Raw genomic sequence first — 21,399 nt, 5'->3', positions numbered from 1 at the left:
GTACGGGCGCCATCGGACGTCCGGAGGCATCTCCGGAGTGCGGGTCGAGCGCGTACTCGAACATGATGCCGACCTTCTGGGTCTCGCCGGGCCCGAGCCAGAGCCAGGTGTGCTACCCGAACGTGCGGTAGAGCGGGTTCGTCTTCCCGGCCACGATGAACACCCGAGTGCGCTGCTGGTACGGGTTGGTCACGGTGCACGAGGTGACCTCACGTGTCGACGGCGATGCTGTCGCGGCGTTGAACCGGTCGTAGTTGGACTGGGCCAGGTTGTTCAGCTCCGTCTGTTCGACCACCGTGGGCGCGGTCGGCACGACGTACAGCGGAATGCGGGCCACCACGCAGTAGTGCCCGGTCCTGGCCGGCACCCAGGAGGTGGTGAACTCGACCGTGGCGCCCGCCGCCACATCGTGAATAGCCGACCCGAGATAGAACTCGGGTGCGCCCCCGATGTTGTAGTCCTTCACGGAGAAGTCGACGCGGACGGCTGGGGCGTTGAGGTCGCCGCGGTTCTTGACCTGGGCGGCGATCGTGTTCGGGTGTCCTGCCCAAGGGATATTGTGCCAGGCCGGGTTCGCAAGGCTTTTGGCGTTTCGGATCTCGATGTCAGGGCTCTGCCACGGCCGTGTCGGGCCGGCCAGCCCGGGGCGGATGGAAGGATCGGGGCGTGCGTTGACGCCGTATCGGATCCGGACATTTGCCTTCGTGCCGTCGATGCCGCTGACGTCGATCCGGAAATCGGTGGGGAACAGCGGGTCGGAGCGGTCCGTCTCGGTGTAGAAATCGCCGTTGCCGAGCACCGGACCGGAGTCGTCCCCGTCCGAGCGCAGGAGCAGCGCCGACGGGCGAGCAAGGGGCGCGGCGTGCGGTGACGCGACATCGGTGCCCAGGATCCGGTCGTCGACGGGCAGGTGGCGGTCGCCGATGTCAGGAGCCTCCCCGTTTCGATACTCCAGGTAATAGTTGAACCCGTCGGCGATACGGATCTCGATTCCGGCGTAGGTGCCCGGTGCGGGTTCCCCGCCCTCGACCGGGCTCAGCCGCACGGACTGATCGATCGGCGCGTGCCGAGAGAAGTCGAAGCGACGCAACCAGCCGGGCGGGACCCAGCCGAGCATCATGCGGTGCACGAGTAGGGCGTGCGGCAGCGGATCGTCCCAGTCCATGATGTCCCAGGCGCCGATGTTGCGACCGGGCACCACGGGCGTGTACTGATCGAGCAGGCCGAGGTTGTGTCCCATCTCGTGGCTGAACGTCTTATGGAGCTCATGGTCGTCGGTGGTGCCCACTCGTTGGGCATCGAGACGATGCCCATGAAACGGTGCCCGTCGGAGGTGGTGTACGGCCCCCAGTCGTGGATGCTGGCGTAGGGCCATGCGCTGCGGCGGGGGGTGTCCGTCGCGGGTACCGACCGGGACCAGTAGCACGGTGTCGAAGCGGGTGTAGTCGACCAGGGCGTCGGCGGCGGTAATGCACTCCTGCGGGTAACTGCCCTTGAACCTCCCGTCGTCCTCGAAGTAATCAGTGAAGGACCCGGAGAGCTGGACGGGTCCGGACGCCTCGGGCGCTCAGATCGAAATTGCCGTACGAGACCTCACGGAACCAGGCCGAGCTGCTGCGCGGGATGCCGTCGGCTCCCGCCACCCCGCGGACCACTTCGTCGAGCCAGCGGTCTCGGTGCGCCTGCATCTCGCCGGGGGAGGAGGGGTACCGCTCGGAGAGCGTGTCCACGAAAACGATCGCCACCTGGCGGGTGCCACGCGCGGGGAAGACATCGAGGTTCTGCGGGGCGTCCGTATCACCACCGCCCCACGCCGATCCGGTCGACAAGACAGGCTGGCTGCCGGAGAACCACAGCGGTGGCCCGTCCTGCTCCCCGTCCCATTGGTCGGTGACCTCGTACTCCGCCTCTCCCACCAGGTCCCGGGTGTTCTTGTCCTGAACCGCCACGCGATACCGGCCGGGTGCGTGCCCGGCCAGCAACATGGCCTCAGGGTGTGCGGGATCGAACCGAGGCCCCCTGGCCAGGGAGACGTGCCCGCCGGCGAGTCCGTCGGGCACGGTGATGTCGAGGTCGTCGAGCCTCAGCCCCGACTCACCATCGATCCTGATCCTGAGCGGCGCGTACGCACCGACGAAGAGGCGTTGATCGCGCGCGCCTATCCAGACGTCGACTGGAAGCTGTTGAAGTACCACGGGAACCCTCTCTGTTCTGCTCGGGCATATGGGCACTTCCAACGTAGAGATACGAGGAGGGACGGACCTCGGGGAACGTCCCGGGGTTTTCCCTTGGCGAGGGATGGTCGACGCAGCCGTGTGTGCCCGCTTGCGACGCCCAGAGACATCGACGCCCAGAGAAAGCGAAACACTGGGACAGCGGAACACCGGGACAACCCTGAGCTCATCCCTGGGGCGCTTCCTGGTGCCGCGTCCGTAATGTGCGTCGCGATGCTTCGGACCACCGAAACGGGGATTCCCATGCGAGTTCGCCGGCCGCGACACACCGATCTACCTGAGAAGCCACGCAGGCTGAGCGCCGCCTCGCGCCGTACGGAGGGCGGTATCTGCGGGACGCTCATCGGTCTGCTGCTGCTCGGGACCGTGGCGTCGTGCTCCTCCTCCGACCCGCCCGACTCCGAGCCCGCGCGCGAGGCGCCGACCTCGACTGCACCGGCACCGGGCTCCGGCTCCGCGGACGAGGAACACGACGGAGGAAAGGGAGGAAACGAAGGTGGTGAAGGAGACGGAGGTAACGGAGGTGGCGAATTGGCGCTCCCCGAGCCCCTCGTGGGCGCCTGGAAGAGCAATCCGGAGGACGGCACCGCGAACATCTCCTACCGATTCCTTGAGGACGGCCGGTACGAGTATGTGGGTCTGCTCTTCTATCCCAACGCAGAGGGAGACGTCGTCGAGATCACTTTCGTCCAGGAGGGAACGGCGCGCGTTGAGGGCAACGAACTCGTGCTGAGCCCGACGACGGCCACCAGGTCGCTCAAGGATCCCAGCGATCCGGCGGGCGACTACACCGACCAGCCCTCCGACCTCACTCCCGTCCGCCACCAGTGGGAGGTGGCGGACGATGCGCTCACGCTTATCGGCGAGCAAGGCGAGCCCATCACGTTCGAGCGGCAATCGCTGTGAACAGCCGTCCGCCGCAGTTCAGTGTCCGTATCCGCCTCCAGATCGCCCTGATCGCGGTCGCGGTCGGAGCGACCTTGCTGGCCACCTGGCAGTTCGGTGAGTCGTCCGGCGCCTACCAGGATGCGGTCCGGCAGGACATCAAACGGCAGGCCGCAGTGACGGAGAACGTCCGCGCCGTCTACGCCGACGAGGCGCCGTTCGCCTTCCAGGTGGCCGTTGCCCAGGCCCGGGCTGAACACCTGCGGCCCTTGAAGGACGAGGGAAGACTAGCGGCGTCCGAGTACACCCTCGCCGCACAGACCGCCTACCACCTGCGCCGTTCCGCCTCACCGGACAGCCTGCTCGGCAATGACGGTTATCGCTACAAAGACCTCGGCTACGATCTGCCGCGGCGGCTGGCGGACCTGCAGTGGGATTCTCCGGATTTGTATGCCCTCGATCCCGATGCGACGCTGCGCGCCGGGGACCGGTGGGCCACCTGGGGGTTGGCTTCAGTCGCTGTGGGAATCGCGGCCGTACTCGCCGCCGTGTGTGCGGCGAACGTCCTCAGGCCGCGGCGCTGGCGGCGTGCCCTGGCACCGTCCGACCGGCCTGTGGTCAGGGGCGTGGAGATCATCCCCCAGCCGGCCATCGCGCCGCGCGGCCGCCGTCGTGTCGTCCTGTTCCACCTCTTCGTCTTCGTCCTGCCGTTGCTGCTGCCGCTGGGGCAGATACTGGTCGCGGGCAGCGAACAGCGGGCCCACGCCGAGGCCGCGCGTGGGGCGGTCCGATTGAGCGCCTCGATCGGTGTCTACGGCCAGCGCACGGCCTTCCTCACCGAGAGCCTTCGAACGGCCAAAGTCGCCGAAATTCGAGCCGTGGCACGCGAACTGGCGTCACTCGATACCGGGATCACCCCTGGGGAAGCACGGCACGAGCGAGTGATGGCCGCCGTTGAAGGCGTGCTCGTCGACGACGTTCGGAAGATCGCCGAGTACATGGGACGACCGCCGACGGCCGCGGACCGCGTCGACACCGAGGCGGCCACGGCCCTGGGAAAGGAGCCCAAGAACCTGTCGGCCGCACAGGCCGAACAACAGCGTCAGGCGGATCTCGCGCAGCGCGCGGGACGGCGTTCACTCCTCCTGTCCGCGGCCACGGCCATCGGCGTGGTGGCCGAGATTTTAGCCGTAGCGGCATTGAGCATCGGTCGCCGTGCCTGGCGGTGGTGGCCGATGGGTGGTGCGGTGGTGTCGGTCGGTCTTACGGCTGTCGCCTTCCTGTGAACGTCGAGACAATCTGCCGGGCAGCGAACCAGCGTCTCTGTCCCGGGGATCGGAGACCACAATGGTCCAGCAGCGCAGCTGGCTCGTTGCCGTGATCGTATGTGCGGCCCTCGTCGTGGGCGGATGCGCGAGCGGCGGACCGGAGCGGGACGCCGGCCCGGGGAGCCGCGGCAGCACGCCGACGTCCAGCCGGACCGGTGCGCCGGACCGGGACCAGGACCAGGACACCGATGGTGCACCGGATGACCGGGCGTACCCCAGCGGTGCCTCGGACGGTCGGGGCGACTCCCACGGCGGGCAGGGCTCGGACAATGCCTGGCGAGTGGAAGCTGAAGACGCGGTGAGCGTGGTGGACGGTTTCTGGAACGCGCACTGGAGCGACCACTTCACCGGCGTCTACCGGTCGCCGGCCGTTTTCGGGGCGTACGTCCCCGGAACTCCCTCGGCTCCCGACTGCGCAGGCGAACCGGCCGTTCCCTCCAACGCGTTCTACTGTCCGGCCGAAGACTTCATTGCCTGGGACGCACAGCTGATGAGGGATGGGTATGCCCTGGGCGATGCTTGGGTGTACCTGGTGATCGCCCACGAGTGGGGCCATGCGGTGCAGCAGCGTGTGGCAGGGCTTTCGACAGTGGCGCAGGAACTCCAGGCGGACTGCCTTGCGGGGGCGACCCTCTTCGGTACTGAGGACCTGGAGTTCGAGCCGGGGGACACCGACGAACTTGCCCAAGCGCTCACGGCTCTCGCCGATGACACTCCGTGGACCGCCTCCGAGGACCACGGCGACGCCGGCCAGCGCATCACCGCATTCGCCACCGGTGGACGCGGGGGAGTGGCCGCTTGTTTGCCCGATTGATCGGCTTCAATGGGGAGCCGTGCGGCGACTGAGCAACCCGGCTCATGTCTCCGGTGGCAGCCTGGAGGCCAATCCAATACGGGAGTTGATGCCGAGCTTGGGATAGGCGTTGCTGAGGTGGTATTCGATGGTCTTGGCGCTGAGGACGAGCTCCCGGGCGATCTGGCGGTTGGTGAGCCCGCGTGCTGCGAGCCTCGCCACGGTGAGTTCCATGGCGGTCAGGAGGGGATGGTGCGCTTCCGTCGTGCCCGCCACCGCTCGGCCGCAGGCCGTCAGCTCCGTGCCGCACCGATCCAGATAGGGCGTGGCCTGAAGCCGGTGGAAGGTCTCCCAGGCGGCCTCGAGCTGCGGGATCGCTGCACCGCGCTTACCGGTGCGGCGCAGGAAGGTCCCATAGGCCAGGTGCAGCAGCGCCTGCTCCCAACACGGTTCGCCTCGCTCGCAGTGGCGCAAGCCCGCCTGGAATGCCCGTTCTGCGGCGTCGGCGCGGCTGCGGGCCGCCTCCAGGATGCCGCGGCAGCGGGCAGCCGCCGCCTGGTCGAGCCAGCGGTCACGGTCGGCCGCGCGATCCTCGTACGGGATGAGCACCGTTTCGGCGTCGTCGAGCTGCTCGTCGCGTACGAGGGCCTCGGCGAGCAGGGGGCGCCAGGCTACGAGGCCCGCCTCCTCGTCGAAGGCGGCGCGGTGGATGATCCCTGGGGCGAGCAGTGGGCTTAGCGCGGTGACCACTCCTGCATAGTCGCCCTGGGCGATCCGGACGCGGGCGGTCGCGGTCGCCGCGATCGCGGTGTCGTTGATGTCGGAGAGTACCCGGGCATGCTCGACGGCGGTTTTGACGTGCGCCTCGGCCGCCTTGAAGTCGCCCCGCCCGGCCAGCGGACAGGCCACGAATGAGTGGACCACGGCGAGGAACGACACTTGATCGGTATCCTCGGCCAGGGAGACGGCCTGGGTGCCGTGCGAGACGGCGTCATTCCAGTGTCCCGCACGATACTCGGCATCGGTGAGGAAGCCGAGAGCCACGAGGGCCGAGTAGGCCAACCCACCGCGTCGGTGCGTGACGAAGGCATCCTTGAGATCTCGACAGGCGGCACTCAGATCCCCGTTCCAGAGGTGGATCATGCCGCGGGCCAGTAGACCGTCCAGCTCTGCCGGGCAGGTCCGAGGCCCTGAGACGGGCAGGTGCGCGAGGGACTTGAGAGCTTCGTCGTAGCACCCCCCGAAGGCCAACCCAATGGCCAGCGAGTCGCGAAGGAACGACGACCGCCTTCCCGGTGGTAACTCCAGTCCGCGTCGCGACCAGGAGATGCTGTTCCGCCAGTCGCCCTGAATGAGGTACAACCACGCCAGTTGTTCCGTGGTACAGCGAATCGTCTCGATAGGAGTCCTCGCGTCGCAGCTGTCCCAGCAGATGGTGAGCTCATGACGGGCCTCGTCCAGGCGGCCGCAGGTGAGGGCCAAGTGACCCAGGACATAGTGCTGTTCAGTGCTGGGCGGTGACTCGCGCACGGACTGCTCCAGTTCGGCGGCCTGGCTGACGTCACCGGCCAGAAGCAGGTAATCCACACCTTGGAGGAACCGCTGCGTGTGATGGGACCGATCCGCGGTCAGCCGGGCGGCCGCCATCATGGCGGAGGCCGCGGCGGACCACGCTCCCTCTTCTGCCTGCTGCGCGGCGAAATGGCTGAGCTCGTCCGCAAGCTGCGCCTCGGGGCCCACAGCAGCGTGCGCCCGGTGGTGCAGGGCCACGGCCGGTTCTCCCGACAGCCTCGCGGCCAGCTTGTGAAGTTGCGTACGCAGAGGCGGCGGCAGCCCCTGATACACGGCGGCCCGCGACAAGGGGTGGGTGAAGACGACCTTGGGCACGTCAGCGGCGGCTTCCTCCTGCAGCAGATCCGACGCCATGGCCTCCGCCAGCGCCTCCAGCGGATCGGGCACGGCAGCGATCCGTGCGGCCAGATGCAATGGGCTGGCGATTCCGAGCACCGAGGCGGCCTCCACAAGCCGGCGCGTATGCGGGCTGCAGCCGTCGAGCCGTGCTTTGACGAAACGTTCGTATGCGTGCGGCGCGGGCAGGACGGCGCCGCCCCCAACGAAGACTGGGGAGGGAAACTGCTGCAGCAGGGCCTTGGTGTGCAGGGGGTTTCCCTGGGTGTGCTCCCGTATCCGGGTGACGGCCCAGCGCGGGAGCGGTGAGCCGCCCAGCGAGGTGTTGAGTTGGCGGAGTTCCTTGATTCCGAGGCCTGCGAGGTGAAGCTTGAGGGTGCAGTCGTCACCGAGCATCCGGCGCAGTCCTGGAGGAAGTCTCGGGTCGCTCGTGTCCCTCGCCACCAGAACGGTCATCACTCGGTCCACGCGAAGTCGCCGCAGCACGAACGTGAGTGAGTGCAGGGAGGGCGTATCGGCCCAGTGGGCATCGTCGATCACTACGACGACGGGCGCGCGGTCCTGGAACTTGCCGACGGCGTCGAGCAGAGCGGACCCCACGGTGATCGGGTCAGGCACGGCAGCACCGGGCCGGATACAGTGATCGAGTGCGTGCAGCGGCGGGTCCAGCCCCTCGGCGACATGCGCAAGCAGTTGCACCACGATGGCGTAGGGGAGATGAGTTTCGTTCTCCTCACCGCTGGCTTGCAGGACACAGCCGTCTGGCGGTACGTCCGCGAGAAAGCGCCGTACGAGACGGGTCTTACCGATGCCGGCGGGCCCTTCGACAACGACGAGCTGTGGCTCGCTGCTCATGGCACGCCGTAATCGCATGTGCATCGAGGACAGTTCGTCCTCCCGGCCGAGAAACACCGTTTCTTCCGCCAGCCCTGACATATGGCACCACTTCCCAGCCGCCCCCGTGCTGTGCGGCCACTGATACGCCCTCACGGTGGTCGGAAGTCAGGTCGCCTTCCGGTTCGAACTTCCATTCTGGGCGATTGGCGCGGGGCAGGTCAGCGCTCCCGGTCACATTTAAAGGAGAGACGTAGGTGGCCCGGAACAGAGGCGGTTGCCTTCGACGGTAGTCCACAGCGGCTCGCCGTCGGCCTGGGAGGCGCATCAATAGCACGCTGCTGCGGCGACTTGTGTCAACTCCCGATCAAAACAGCGACGTTTGACGTTGTCTACTGCCGCCTGGCGCTGCAGTACATTGCTTGACGCGATACAGCGGTTGCCGAGCTGGGCCGTGTCACCGAGCCTGGCGGCACGGTGGTGCTATTCGACCTTGACGGTCAGCTGATCTGGCACGACCCAGCAGAACCGGCAATGGAGGCAATGCTGGCACAAGTGGTCGAGGCGCTCGGCGTTACCGGCTTCAATCCGCATACGGGCCGGAGCCTGTACCGGCTGGCGCGGAGCGCCGGTCTCACTGAACTCACTGTCCGGGTCGAGCCGAACCACCTCATCGTCGGACGGGTGAACGAGAGAGAAAGGGCCCGCTGGGCACTGAAACTGGATGTCGCCCGCCCCGCCATCACCCATGCCGTCGGTTCCGCCGAACAGGCAGGCCGCGCCATCGAAACCTTCATGCGCTTTTTGGAAAACGAAGATTCGCTGACCTACTCGGTCTCCTTCACCGTCACTGGGCGCGTGCCTTTGGCGACGACTACGGCTGCCGCTGCTGCGAACACCGACACAATGGACAGGTGATGCGAAGCAGGGCCATGGCGCGACGCAGCCGGGGCGTCACTCATCAGGACTGGGGCGAACAGCACCTCGCTGCCTGCTGACTACGGGAACTTGACCTTCACTCTCGCACTCAGCCCGAGCGGCCGGGTCATGGCTTCGGAAAGACCGGTGACATCTGGATCTGGGACACACGGAGAAAGGAGCTGATGGGTCTGCTGCCGACCGTGGGCCCTGGCATGACGGTGCGCAAGCTGGCATTCACCCGGAACGGTTTGCTGGTCGTCGGGGGCGCAGACAACTATCTACGGATCTGGGATCTGTCCAGGCAGCGCGGTGCATCGCGAGTTTCCCAGCCACTGGCAACGTAGGTGCGTTGGCAGTCGGCGATGGGGATGTCATCGCTTGTGGAGACACCTCGGTGAGACGTTCATTCTCCGCTTCCATCCCGGCCCGGTAGGCGCTCCACACAGAGAACACGCCTGCCATGGCTGACCGAGGCCTTGCGGAAGTCACTACCCGCGCCCCTGCCAGTGGTGGGTTCTGCCACTGGGCAAGGGCCTCTGGAGTGCCTTCTGCGCCGGCCCTCCACACGATCGGACCGCACCATGCGTCGGCGTCACCAGTACCGACAAGCACCGGGCCACCGTTGTCTGTCCGAACCGCTCGCACCGTCAGCCCGGCCGTCGTCCTGCCCGCGCCGCCCTCCCCGGCACGCCCGATGAACTGGGCACGCAACACGGCCAGTTTGCTGATACGGACCGCCGGCGCGCCGTCGGCAGCATGGACGGTGGCCTTCCCTCTGGTCCGCGGGGGTGCGTGGGCTCATCGGGTCAGGCGGCGTGGTGAAGGTCCCTCACCATTGGTCCACCTCACTCGCCACGCTACCAGCCAGGAACGTTCGTCGGTCGCGTGTCCTCCCACACGCTCGACGTTCCTCCCATTTCTTATCCGTTGCCGCAACACAGCATCAACGCCAGGACGTAGGGGACGGCATGTGAATACGGCCCCGTGCGGATAGTCAAGTCTCGTCCCACCCTGCATACTTTCCTTGTCCGGCTTCTTCTCCGATATGAGAGACACTGCGGAGGTGCCGCAATGCGTGAGTGGTGTGAGCCCGCGGTTTCCATTCAGCGAGTCAACGCGTCTGATGTAATGGACGGTCACCTGGTTTGGGGTGTTCTCACTGAGCCAAATGGTGTTGTGGTGCCGGGCCCTCTGGGTTGGCTGCGCGACGAAAAGATTGCGGCTGAGGCATTACTTGCCTCGGGCCCCAGGCAAGACGATATGCCTGGTTTCGTGGAAAGGATCAAGGTTGAGGGTGCCAGGATTATCGGCCTTGCCTCACACCCGGCAGACGCGGTCGCATTCCTCCGTCTGACGCACACATCCCTTCACCGGCCCTTTCCGCAGGAGTTCCGCAGGCAGGACTTCGAGGCAGCACTTTCCGAGGACCCTGATGTGTGGCGTGCACTTGAGCGGGCAGGGGCCGTTCCGGCAGGAATTCGAGACCTGCCGTTGATGCAGGTTCTCGGTCCTGTCCAGCAGTGGGAAACCGCTCTCCGTCAGAACATGGTCCGCGACAGCCTCGGGAAAACTCCCGAAGAGGTCAGTGGGTTTTGCTGCCGTTGGATACCTGCATGCTTCTGCCCCGGCCGCTGGTGGTAACCGCCGGTCAACGGCGGTGGACTACACGGTGGGACGTAGCGCTTGTAGCGCTCCTGTACATGCTCGAACTGCCCATCTTCTGGGATCGCCGCCCGGGTGGTCTTCCGGAATGGATCACACCTGGCTACGCAATGTTGGGCTATCTGCCGCTCCTGTTGCGGAAGCGATTTCCGCTCCCGGTGCTGCTGGTCGTCGTACTGCACAACCTGCTGGCCTGGGTCTTGGTCTATGGGTATGTACCGACACTCAATGTGTGGCTCGCTCTCTACGCTGCTGCCTTCCATTGCGGCCGGCGGGCTGCCACCTGCGGACTGCTGGCCGTGTTCCTGCCCATTGCGCTGACGGTCCTGGATGAGACCAGACGTGCTGTGCCAGGGGACCGTGCCGAAACACTCGTCATCTCGGCCTTACTTCTCACTATGTTCAACGTGGCGGTTTTCGGTGTAGGAAGATGGGCTGCCTGGACGGTTCGGCAGCGGCAGCGGGCCGCCGCGGATGCTGTGTCGACGGAACGCAATCGCATCGCACGTGACTTGCACGACATCGTCGCACATGCAGTGAGTCTCATGCTTCTTCAGGCGGCCGGGGCATCGAGAGTCATGCACAAGGATCCCGGCCGTGCCGTAGTGGCGCTTGGACACGTCGAGCAATTGGGGCAGCAAGCAATCGTCGAGTTGCGTCGGATGCTCAATCTCCTTGCAGGCGATGCCGACCAGGCTGGGGCACAGCAACTGCCTGGGCTGCGGAACCTCGAAGACTTGCTGAAACACACAGAGAGCGACACCTTTCGAGTTGTGCTCAAGGTGGCCGGGAACCCGGTGCCTCTGGAGCCAGGAGTGGACCTTTCTTCCTACCGCATCGTGCAGGAGGCTCTCACTAATGCCAGTCGATATGCTGACAGGCGGTTTCCAGTTGTCTTGGAGATCTGCTGGCACCCGACAGAGCTGGATATCCGAATTCGGAACAGGATTGCTGGTGGGAGGCGGAACTCGGCCCACCGGCTAGCCACCGGGCGAGGGCTCATCGGAATGGAAGAGCGAGCCACGGCAGTAGGGGGAAGGTTGCATACTGGCACCGGGCCGGATGGCAACTTCGTCGTTGCTGCCTCCTTTCCCCTCGCCAGTCCCTCGTCAACGAGCGGAGGGTCCCAGGAATGACAGACCAGTACGCTGAAACCACGCGGGTGCTGCTTGTCGACGACGAGCCATTGGTACGCGCAGGGCTGGCGATGCTCGTCCAGAGTGAGGACGACCTCATCGTCGTCGGCGAGACCGGCGATGGCGCGCAGACCGTTGAGCAGGCGGCTCGACTCCGTCCTCATGTCATCGTGATGGACGTGCGTATGCCGGGTATGGATGGTGTGGAGACCACGCGCAGTCTGGCCGAGGACGCGTTCATCGACAAAGTCGGCTGGACGGCCGCCGTGTTGATCCTGACCACCTTCAACGATGACGAAGCCGTCTATGCTGCGCTCCGCGCCGGAGCCTCCGGATTCATGCTGAAGAACGCCGCTCCCAGAGACCTGATCACGGCCATACGAGCCATAGCAAGAGGCGACGCCTGGCTCGACCCGTCCGTGACCCGGAAGCTATTGGCCGACTTCGCTGACCGCCCCAATCTCGGATTGCCGGCCGCAGATGAAGTACAGCGATTGACCCCGCGGGAACGTGAGGTCTTGGTTCTCGTCGCGTACGGCCTCACCAACGAGGTGATCGCAGAGCGTCTTGTCGTCAGCAAAGCCACTGTCAGGACACACCTGGGACGCATCCTGGTGAAGCTAGGTCTTCATGACCGCGCGCAGGCGGTCGCCGCTGCATACCAATGCGGATTGGTCCGCCCTGGCAGCCCACTGCCGAACTGACCGTGGGAAACGCCGCTACCGGCTCGGACGCAGTTCTGCCTTCACTGCGTGCTTGCGGCGCTGCCCGGTCGGCCCGAAGCGGTGGTCGAGAGGGCCTGCCGGCAAGACGGTGGTCGTTGCGGTGAGCGAGAGGCCGGATCTCCCGAATCCCGACTCGCTGCGTGACCAGGTCTCTTTGGTCAGGAGCAGCCGGACCGGAATGACGCCCGCATCGGACCAAACGCGGCCGCGGCTGGGAATTTCCTCGGTGTACGGGCCGTCGTGGTCGTGCGGCCCCACCAGGTTGTACCTGTGGACCTCCCGGCATAGGTGGGGAATGTCCGCACCACCGACGCGCGCCCCGCCCGAAACCCTCATTGAGCACCTCCGCTTAAATGGCAACAGCGTTGAAGATGTGAGGACGGCCGTTGAACGCTTTGGTCCTCGTGCTGGCTTAGGGGTACGGCTGCCATACGCCCAGGCACCGACGGAATATTGACGGCTGCTGTGGGACGACCCTGAGGTATCGCCCGATCACACTCGTACTGTGCACAGCGAATGATCCGCGAACGACACCTCAGGAGTCAGCCATGAATATTGAGCTGCTGGCATCGATCAGTTCCTCCGCATACACCGTCGCAACCGCTCCTTTCCAGTTTGCGGCGGGCACCCTGGCCGCGGTGGGCGAAGCAGCTGTGACACGAGCTCGTGTGCACCGGCCTCCGAACATGCTCAGGGCGCAGACGTCCGAGCACCATGATGCAGACCCCGACGATACCCCGGTGCTTCTTGTCCCGGGGTATCTGTCTCACCATGCCTCCTGGGACACTCTGCTCCACAGGCTTCACTTGAGCGGATTCCGTAACGTTTTCTGCTTGCACTACAGCCCCTTCAAGATGGACATCCCGGCCATCGCCTCGATGCTCGCCGCCGAGGTACGGCAGGCCCTGCAGCACAGCGGCGCCAGTGGGGTCCATCTTGTCGGATACAGCTTGGGCGGGTTGGCGGTGCGCTACGCGGTGCAGCAGCTGGGACTGGACGACAAGGTCCTCGGTGCCGTCACCATTGCGACACCCCACCGGGGAGCGCTGCTGGCACACTTGGGAATCGGCCCCGCCGTTAGGCAACTGCGAAGCAATTCCCCGTTGCTGGCCGCCTTGCCGGACATCAACGCCGAGCAAGAAGTCCGGTGGTCCCTCATCGGTTCGCAGTTCGACGCGGTGGTTTCGCTCTTCAGCGCAACGGCGGGACGGCACGTCAGTTCTTGCTGCGTCTCAGGCTGCGGCCATCTCCGTATCATCAAGTCCCCTCACATGGCCGACATAGTTGTCGGACACCTGAAGAGCACCTCACGGGGGGACACCCACGCCGAGGCAGTCCCCTTGGCGCAAGGACGGCAGGCTTATGCTGCAGCTTCTTGAGGACACGCAGGCGCGTATATACGGCCGATAAGACGCACTCCGGAGAAACGACATCAGTCCTGCCTGACCCCGTGGCCCGCGATTCGAGTGGGCGACCCGCGGCCGGTGACCGTGCGACGCGAGCTGAAGGCGACTCCTCCCATGGCCGTACAGGCGGACCCGGCTTACATCTGGGCGAGGACGAGGAGATGACGGTAGTGGTGGGACGACCTCGCCGGCCGGCGGTAGGAGACTCGGGGCATGAACAGTTCTCGCCGCGACCAAAGCTCAGGGGAAGACGTAGCTGACGAGTCTTCGACGCAGCGGGCGATGACCGCCGCTTCCTCGTGGGAGAGCCACATGTGAGGTGGGGACTTTGTCCGGCGAGGACGAATCGACAGTGATGGAGGTAGCTCCATGCATGGCACCGAGATGCCGCTTGTTACGTCGGCTGTTTCGTCACCGGAGGGCAGCCAAGTAGGAGGCGGAGGACGGCCGGAGTCGGCGGGCGATGGCGGTACGGCGAGGGAGACCGAGCGCCGATGGCTTCCTGCGGGAGATCCGCGGTCCTTACCCCTGCTGGACGCGGAAGCGGCAGGCCGTAACGCGGCAGGGGAGGACGTGCAAGTGGTGTACAGCGCCCGCGGCGACAAATACGTGATCGTTCCTCGGTCGCGGGTGGAGTGCCAAGACTCCAGGTCCGAATAATGATCAGCGCCTGGTAATCACTGTTTCGGGAAGTCGCCTGCCGGGGCTTCTTCAGCTGCCTTCCGCTCCTGCTTCTTCGGCAGGACGTAGTGGTACTTCCCTCATCCGTGGTTACAGCCAAGAGGCTGACCAACTGTGTAACGAGTGCTGTAACTCTCGACCGAACGATGAGTCCACCAGCGGCTCTGGGCTGCCCATCCGGTCCGCTAAGTGTTCTCATCAGCCTAGGGGAGTGGAGGCTATGAACTGCTCGACAGATCTCCTGACGGTCGCTAGGGCCGAGGCGCTGTTCAGCAGTGACCTGCCAACAGGCTCCGAGCCGACCAGGGCCGAAATCACGGCTGCTGTCCGGCAGGCAGTCCGAATTCACGGAGGCACTCGCGGCTGCGCCGTCGCGCTCGCCGGTGCCTATGGCGAACGTCCGGAGATCGCAGTTCCTCGGATGCGCTGGGCGTTGCGGCAGGTCCGCGCTGCCTATCACCGACCGGGCCCCGTGCCGACGGCATCTGCACATGATCGAGGATTCTGAAATGAAGATCACCATTGCGTAGGAGCACGTTGAGCGGTACGTCAAGGCAATTCCGGCCTGGCACCACCGGTGTCATCGCGCTGGGCGGAACGGTCGGGAACACGAGCGAACCGGCGGATGCGGCCACGAAGGAACAGTTGCCACGCCTGGATGACCTGGCGTACGCCATCTAGGCATCCGGCTCCACGGACCGGTCCAGCGGTTTCGTCTCTGCGGCGGGGCTGTGTGGGTGCGCATACCCTCCCTGATTTCCGGCGTTCTTACCGCTTACCGCTCCCTGGCGGTTTCCCGGCCGTATGGAAGGCCGGCCATCGTTCACCTGCCCCTGGGTTGGAACTGGTTGAGTGGTGCCGTCGGGGGCCGTCGGGGCTACGTGAAAGCGACCCGCGGCCGGTGACCGCGCGTCGCGAACGTGAAGGCGACTTCTCCCATCGCCGTACAGGCGCGCCCGGCTTACATCTGGGCGACGACGAGGAGATGACGGTAGCGGTGGGACGACCTCGCCGACCGACGGTAGGAGACTCGGCTCGTGCACAGTTCTCGCCGCGACCAAAGAAACTCCGTTCCTCAGGTGACTTTCCATGAAGGGTGAGTAATGAGCATCCTAAGTAAGTGCGAGTCCTATACCCGCGCCCGGGAAGCGAGGGAAAACGGCCTCTATCCCTACTTTCTCAACTTCGACAGTCACGGCGCCGGCACAGCCCGATTGACTGGCGGGCGAGACGTCGTCATGTGCGGATCCAATGACTACCTCGGACTGAGCACCGACCCCCGTGTGACCGAGGCAGCCGCTACCGCCGCCCGCCGCTACGGCGCAGGCTGTACTGGTTCCCGCTTCCTCAACGGCAACCTTGATCTTCACGACCACTTGGAGCAGGAACTCGCGAAGTTCTTCGGGAAGCCAGCCGCCCTCGTCCTGACCACGGGCTACCAGGCCAACCTCGGTGCGATATCCGGACTGTGCGGTCCCGGAGACACTGTGCTCCTCGACAAGGAGGCGCACGCCTCGCTGATCGATGCCGCACGGCTCAGCCGCGCCGACGTCCAGTGGTTTGCGCACAACGACACCATTGACCTCACATCCAAGCTGGACCGGTTGTCCCAGCCCAGCCGTACGCTCGTCGTGGGCGACGGCGTATACAGCATGGAGGGCGACCTGTGCTCGCTGCCTGAACTCGCCCGCGTCTGCCGTGCGTACGACGCCACCCTGCTAGTGGACGACGCGCACGGAGCCGGTGTACTTGCTGAGGGGCGTGGCACTTGTGCGCACTACGGTCTCACCGATGAAGTTCCATTGATCACTCTCACCTTTTCCAAGGCCTTTGGCTCAATCGGTGGAGCCGTACTCGGCGATGAGCAGGTCATCGACTACCTGCGGCACCACGCCCGCAGTCTCATGTTCTCGGCCGGCGCCAGCCCATCGAACACCGCGTCCGTCCTGGAGGCGCTCAGCATCGTGCGCTCCGAAACATGGCGCTGCGATGCAGTGGTGGCAAATGCTGACCATATGCGTCAGGAGCTGATGGCCTTGGGCTACGACGTCGGTGCCAGCTGCACCCCGATTGTGCCGATCAAAATCCGGGACGAACTCAGCACCTTGCTCGCCTGGAAACTTCTCCTTGCGCAAGGGGTGTACGTCAATGCCGCGCTGCCTCCCGCTGCCACCCCGCGGCTGCGCACCAGCTACACAGCGATGCAGACCGATGACCACCTGCGGCGCGCACTCGCGGGTTTCGCAGCGGTCCGTGAGCAGTTGTCGGGTACTCCCGCCCGCGTCACCTGAGCAGCTTCGATGCCGCCGGCCGGGGACGGTCGTGCGGTACCTGGCGACAGGGTCCTCGGGCGGGGTGCCGACTGCGTGCCCGGCCCTTGCGGTCGGGCGGAGCGGCCGTGGCCGCGGCCGGCGCCTCGCCTGAGGACGCTATGACGGGAGCCGCCAGGAGCGCAGCAGTGCACAGCAGTGGGACTGCGCCCGGCGCCACCCCTCATTCTCCTCGCCCATACAAAGACATCGTGCCCTCCAACAGAGGAGTTCCCCATGACCCGCATCCGACTGGCCGCCCGGGCCATGTGCCTGGCATGGAGCAAGTCACACGCTGACCCCACTGCGGACTATGACGCTGTCAGTGGCGACTACGACACGTATTTCAGCCCCGTGATGGGCCGGCACTCCCTTGAGGCGCTCGCCGAGGTGCCCGTCAGGCCAGGAGATACTGCAGTCGAACTCGCCTGCGGTACAGGGCACCTGACGGCCGAGATCGTACGCCGCATGGAGGGGCGGGGCACGGTACTGGCGGTCGACAAGTCGCCGGGCATGCTCGCGGTGGCGCGCGCGAAAATACAACCCCTGGTTTCTGCGACGGACGGCCTGCGTGTGGAGCTGTCCGAGGGCGATATGGAGATCTTCTTACGAGGCATGCCCCCGTCCAGCGTCGATCTGGTCGTCGTCGGCTGGGCGATCTGCTACAGCAAGCCGCCGAGGCTGCTGGCGGACGTCGAGCGGGTGCTGCGGCCTGGCGGCTGGGTTGTCGTCATCGAGACGAGGGCGGATGCCCACCAGACTCTGACCGAGCACCTGCAGCAGGTCTTTGGTGACGACCCGTCATTGCTGGCCAATCTGATGCGGGTGTCCCTCCCCAAGAACGCGGCCGCCTTGGCCCGCTGGTTCGCCCAAGCCGGGCTGGCAGTCGCAGTGCAGAGGGACGGTACCCAGACCATCCCCGCGCACAACCCGGAGGAAGTCATGGAGTGGGTCCAGCGCTCCGGTGCTGCGGCAGGCTTCAAGAACACTGTTGCCCCGGGCCGTGAGCAGCAGGTACTGGACCAGATCAGGGCAGGGCTCGCCGGAACTCTGGCCCGGGAGCGCACTTTGAATTTGCACCACACCTTCGTCGTGGTCACTGGTAGCAAGCCTGCCTCCCAGCGGACTGCCGCAGTCGGCATGCGTACTGAGGAGACCAGCGCATGACCCACTCCACCGGCGCGGTCCCCTCAGGCCCATCCCCTTCCGTCCCCAGGGGAGAGCCGACGGCGCCAAGTTACCGCGCATCCAGCCGAGTTCAGGTCGTCATGCTGCGCTTCGCCAAATGGATTACCGCCTTCCCGAAGACGGTCATTGTGGTGTGGGCGCTGCTCATCGCCGTGTGTTTCCCCTTCGCCACCCAACTCACCTCCACACTTACGGACCAGGGTGCGTCCAAGGTGGTGCCCGGCACGAGCAGCGCCCGTGCCGAGAAGCTCGCCGAGACCGCCTTCCCGCACCGCTCCCAGCGCGAGGTGATCCTTGTCGTCGAGGCACACTCCGTGCACCACCCTCCCGTGCGGGCCTTTCTGGCGCGGCTGGAAGACCAGTTGAGCGAGCAGGTCAGGCGCGGCGAGATCGAGCGCACGTCTTCCTCGGCGTTCACCTTGTACCGGGACGCCGTTGCCGGTGTCCTGGCCCCGGTCCGCGAGCAGGCAGTGCGCCGCGGCGGCCCGGACGTAGCCCGCCGCCAAGCGGCAGATGATGCGATCGCGGCGGGGGACGTGCCTGCAGCGCTGGCTGCTGAGGCGCGTGAGGCCGCTACTGCGCGGGACGCGTCGCGGGTGACGGCCATCGCGGAAGCGGTGGCCGTACAAGCGGACTGGCGGGACTTCCCCGTAGAAGTCCCGCCAGAGATGGCCAACCGGCTCCTGTCCAAAGACGGCCGGACGACGCTGGTGTCGGTCAGTTACGCATCGAGGGCCGGCAAAGATCCCGACGTGGAGTCGTTACGCAAGAACGTCGCTGGTCTCGTCGAACGCGACGGTTTAAAAGACACGGTCACCGTGCACGTCACTGGTGAACTTCCCCTCATCCACGACACCTACGCTCAAGCCGAGACAGACAACGCACTGATGGAGTCCGTGGCCTACGCCATCATTGTCGTCGTCCTACTGTTGTTCTTCCGCGCTCTGGTGCCGGCGGTACTCACACTGGTCAGTATCGGACTGGCGATGAACGTCTCGCAGGCGGCACTGTATCTGCTGCAGCAGCACATCACTCTCACCCAGTTCACGGTCACGATCATGACGTTCGTGATGCTGGGGGCAGGCGTCGACTACAGCATGTTGCTGTCCTCCCGCTACCGGCAGGAGCGGTTGGCCGGGCGTTCTCCGCGCGAGGCAGCCGTGCTGGCCGTCGTACATGCGGGGGAGAGTATGCTGCTAGCGGCCATCGCCGTGGCGCTGGCCTTCGGCGCCACCCTCGTCTCGCCCGTCGATTGGATCCCGCCGCTGGGCTACGGCGGCCTCGTCGGCATCCCCATCGTCCTCGCTGCTGCGCTCACCCTCACTCCCTGTCTGCTGATCCTGCTAGGGGACCGGTTTTTCGCCCTGGGGCGAGCGCCCCTATCAGACCTGGAACAACGCAGCGGACTGGGCCGGCACCTGCAACGGACTGTGGAGTTCGCACGTCGGCGCAAGGTTGCGGTCATCCTCGTGTTCGCGGCACTGACGGTGCCGCTCGCACTGGTCGCGGTGAGCCACCGCTCGACCGCTGACCCGGTTGCGCTCAGCCCTGCTACCGACTCACGCGATGGATTCCAAGCCGTCGCTCGGACCTGGGGCGACTCCGCCGTGCTGCCCACGGTTGTGGTGGGCAACGCGGCCCGAGGCAACGTCGCTGACGGCCGACTCACCGAAGACGGGCAGCGGGCAGTGGCTGCCTTCACTGAGCGCTTGGCCGGCATACGGGGGGTCGCTTCCGTGGACTCGGCCACCAGCCCCTTTGGTAACGCGTGGACTGCGCAGCAGAGCACACAGCTGCCCCCTGCGCTGCGTAAGGACTATGTCTCGAAGAATGGTGCCCTGCGATTTGTCGTGGCATTGGAGGACGACCCCTACTCTGCCGCGGCGGGCGAGACCGTCCAGCGCATCCAGACGGCCGTCGACAACCACAGCAGCGACGTCGCAACCCTGGAGATCAGCGGTGCCACCCAGGTGGACCGCCAGTACGCCGCGGCGATACGCACGAGCTTCTGGCAGATGGTGGCCTTGGTCTCGGCAGGCGTCTTCACCATGCTCGTGGTGGCACTACGGTCGCTGCTCATCCCTGTGCGACTGATTGCCACCTTGATGATGAGCAACGTATGGGCCATCGGCCTGACCGTACTGCTCTTCCGTGACTGGCAGGGGGAGGCCATCATCAATGACCTGCCGGTCTTTCTCACCGTCCTGATGATGGGGCTCGGCATGGACTACGAAATTTTCCTGGTCACCCGCGTCCGGGACCTGGTCCGCTCCGGTGTCTCCCAAGAAAGGGCCGTCATCCGGGCCGTGGTCGATACCGGCCGGGTCATCAACGCCGCTGGGATGGTCATGGCGGGCAGTCTGGGCACGATGGTGCTGTCCTCCACCCTGATGCTCCAGCAGTACGGCACGGGGCTGGGGTTGGCGGTGCTGCTGGACGCCACGCTGATCCGTATGGTTTTCGTCCCCGCCACGTTGCTGCTCTTCGACCGCTACAACTGGTGGCTGCCCAACATGCACCGGCTGCGCCTGCGCCGGTCGGCGAAGGCGGGTTGACCGGCCATGGGGCAGGGCGCGCACGTGTCGGCGCAGGAGCGGGAGCCTCAGGCGGGCGCCGGGTGCTGTTGGAGCCTGCAGTGGGTGAGAGCCCGTCATGCGACGGCCCCGGTGGCCTCGGCAGCCGCACTGTTCGCGGTGGTCGCCGTGATCCGCCTGGCCGGGGCGTTCACGGCGGCGTTAATGGCGTTGTCGGTGGTGCTCAGCGCGGTCGTCCTGCTGGTTGTTCCTCGTAGCGACTGGGCGGTCGGGGCAGGGCTGCGTCGCTTCGCGGCACGGCCGGCGGCGGTGGGCGCAGCCCTGGTGGCCATGGCCTACGCGGTGGCTTTGCTTGGCACCAGTGCGGCGTTCGGCAGGGGCAAGGACAACTGGGTGGTGTGGATACCAGAGCTGTTCAAGGGCCTCTTGCCAGGCCCCCGCTGTCTCGGCCTGGTGGCCATGTTGTTGGCGATGGGGGCTATCGTGCCCCTGGCGGAAGAGATCTGCTATCGGGGCGTGCTCTACACAGCCCTGGAGCGTCGCATGGGCACGAACGCAGCCATCCTCCTGACCGCCGCAGCCTGGGCCCTGGTTCACCTCGGCGACTACGGTCTCAACCCCTTCAACGTCAGGGTGATGTATGGGGCGTTGTCGTCAGTATTCCTGATGGGGCTGGCGCTGGGTATATGCCGGTCGCTGACCGGCTCGACCCTGGCCTGTGCTGCAACGCAGGGTATGTGCAATATGTTGTTGCTGGGAGCAGTGGGCTGTTTATGACACGACACGTTGGCGTCATGTCCGTGGTCGGCCTTTCGCTGGCACGGTACCCAACGACCTACGATGCGGCGGTTCCGC

At 65.8% G+C, this 21,399-nt stretch carries 15 protein-coding genes; 12 read left to right on the top strand and 3 right to left on the bottom strand.

Annotation, left to right across the window (positions count from 1 at the left end; all coding sequences use genetic code 11):
• Positions 1-112: 112 nt before the first annotated feature.
• Complete coding sequence (locus tag AB0I82_RS13840) at positions 113-1,288, bottom strand: CARDB domain-containing protein (RefSeq protein WP_363257428.1); 1,176 nt, start codon at positions 1,286-1,288, stop codon at positions 113-115.
• Between the two features lie 232 nt (positions 1,289-1,520).
• Positions 1,521-1,985, bottom strand: coding sequence for a hypothetical protein (locus tag AB0I82_RS13835; RefSeq protein WP_363257427.1), 465 nt, complete (start codon positions 1,983-1,985; stop codon positions 1,521-1,523).
• A 48-nt stretch (positions 1,986-2,033) separates the two neighbouring features.
• Here AB0I82_RS13835 and AB0I82_RS13830 point away from each other — a divergent pair, with 48 nt between their 5' ends.
• From AB0I82_RS13830 to AB0I82_RS13820, 3 genes are all read left to right on the top strand, one after another.
• Positions 2,034-3,140: a hypothetical protein gene (locus tag AB0I82_RS13830; protein WP_363257426.1), complete on the top strand. Its 1,107-nt coding sequence runs from the start codon at positions 2,034-2,036 to the stop codon at positions 3,138-3,140.
• Entirely contained in the window at positions 3,137-4,405 is a 1,269-nt protein-coding gene (locus tag AB0I82_RS13825) for a hypothetical protein (protein ID WP_363257425.1), read from the top strand. The genes AB0I82_RS13830 and AB0I82_RS13825 overlap by 4 nt, the downstream gene beginning before the upstream one ends.
• A gap of 61 nt (positions 4,406-4,466) precedes the next feature.
• Positions 4,467-5,261 carry a hypothetical protein gene (locus AB0I82_RS13820; protein ID WP_363257424.1) on the top strand — a complete coding sequence of 265 codons (795 nt, stop codon included), beginning with the start codon at positions 4,467-4,469 and terminating at the stop codon, positions 5,259-5,261.
• A gap of 42 nt (positions 5,262-5,303) precedes the next feature.
• Here AB0I82_RS13820 and AB0I82_RS13815 read toward each other — a convergent pair whose 3' ends face one another.
• On the bottom strand, positions 5,304-8,084 hold the full coding sequence (locus AB0I82_RS13815; RefSeq protein ID WP_363257423.1) for an AAA family ATPase: 2,781 nt from the start codon (positions 8,082-8,084) through the stop codon (positions 5,304-5,306).
• On the opposite strand from AB0I82_RS13815, the gene AB0I82_RS13810 reads away from it, so the two are divergent.
• From AB0I82_RS13810 to AB0I82_RS13770, 9 genes are all read left to right on the top strand, one after another.
• Positions 8,085-8,408 carry a class I SAM-dependent methyltransferase gene (locus tag AB0I82_RS13810; protein WP_363257422.1) on the top strand — a complete coding sequence of 108 codons (324 nt, stop codon included), beginning with the start codon at positions 8,085-8,087 and terminating at the stop codon, positions 8,406-8,408.
• A gap of 51 nt (positions 8,409-8,459) precedes the next feature.
• On the top strand, positions 8,460-8,900 hold the full coding sequence (locus tag AB0I82_RS13805) for a hypothetical protein (RefSeq protein ID WP_363257421.1): 441 nt from the start codon (positions 8,460-8,462) through the stop codon (positions 8,898-8,900).
• Positions 8,901-10,603: 1,703 nt separating this feature from the next.
• On the top strand, positions 10,604-11,701 hold the full coding sequence (locus AB0I82_RS13800) for a histidine kinase (protein ID WP_363257420.1): 1,098 nt from the start codon (positions 10,604-10,606) through the stop codon (positions 11,699-11,701).
• A complete protein-coding gene (locus tag AB0I82_RS13795; RefSeq protein ID WP_363257419.1) occupies positions 11,698-12,405 on the top strand; it encodes a response regulator transcription factor in 708 nt (235 codons plus the stop codon). The genes AB0I82_RS13800 and AB0I82_RS13795 overlap by 4 nt, the downstream gene beginning before the upstream one ends.
• Before the next feature lie 569 nt (positions 12,406-12,974).
• Complete coding sequence (locus tag AB0I82_RS13790; protein ID WP_363257418.1) at positions 12,975-13,805, top strand: alpha/beta fold hydrolase; 831 nt, start codon at positions 12,975-12,977, stop codon at positions 13,803-13,805.
• A 1,811-nt stretch (positions 13,806-15,616) separates the two neighbouring features.
• Positions 15,617-16,804 (top strand): pyridoxal phosphate-dependent aminotransferase family protein, encoded by a 1,188-nt coding sequence (locus tag AB0I82_RS13785; RefSeq protein WP_363257417.1) that lies wholly within the window; start codon positions 15,617-15,619, stop codon positions 16,802-16,804.
• Between the two features lie 255 nt (positions 16,805-17,059).
• Positions 17,060-17,989 carry a methyltransferase domain-containing protein gene (locus AB0I82_RS13780; RefSeq protein ID WP_363257416.1) on the top strand — a complete coding sequence of 310 codons (930 nt, stop codon included), beginning with the start codon at positions 17,060-17,062 and terminating at the stop codon, positions 17,987-17,989.
• The gene (locus AB0I82_RS13775; RefSeq protein WP_363257415.1) at positions 17,986-20,565 is read left to right on the top strand and encodes an MMPL family transporter; all 2,580 of its coding nucleotides are present in this window, start codon (positions 17,986-17,988) and stop codon (positions 20,563-20,565) included. The genes AB0I82_RS13780 and AB0I82_RS13775 overlap by 4 nt, the downstream gene beginning before the upstream one ends.
• Before the next feature lie 111 nt (positions 20,566-20,676).
• Positions 20,677-21,321, top strand: coding sequence for a CPBP family intramembrane glutamic endopeptidase (locus AB0I82_RS13770; RefSeq protein ID WP_363257414.1), 645 nt, complete (start codon positions 20,677-20,679; stop codon positions 21,319-21,321).
• Positions 21,322-21,399 lie beyond the last annotated feature (78 nt).

The sequence above is a fragment of the Streptomyces sp. NPDC050315 genome (assembly GCF_040655775.1).
Classification (GTDB): domain Bacteria; phylum Actinomycetota; class Actinomycetes; order Streptomycetales; family Streptomycetaceae; genus Streptomyces.
The sequence above is the reverse complement of the archived record's forward strand: the minus strand, read 5'-3'. Positions and strand labels throughout refer to the sequence as shown.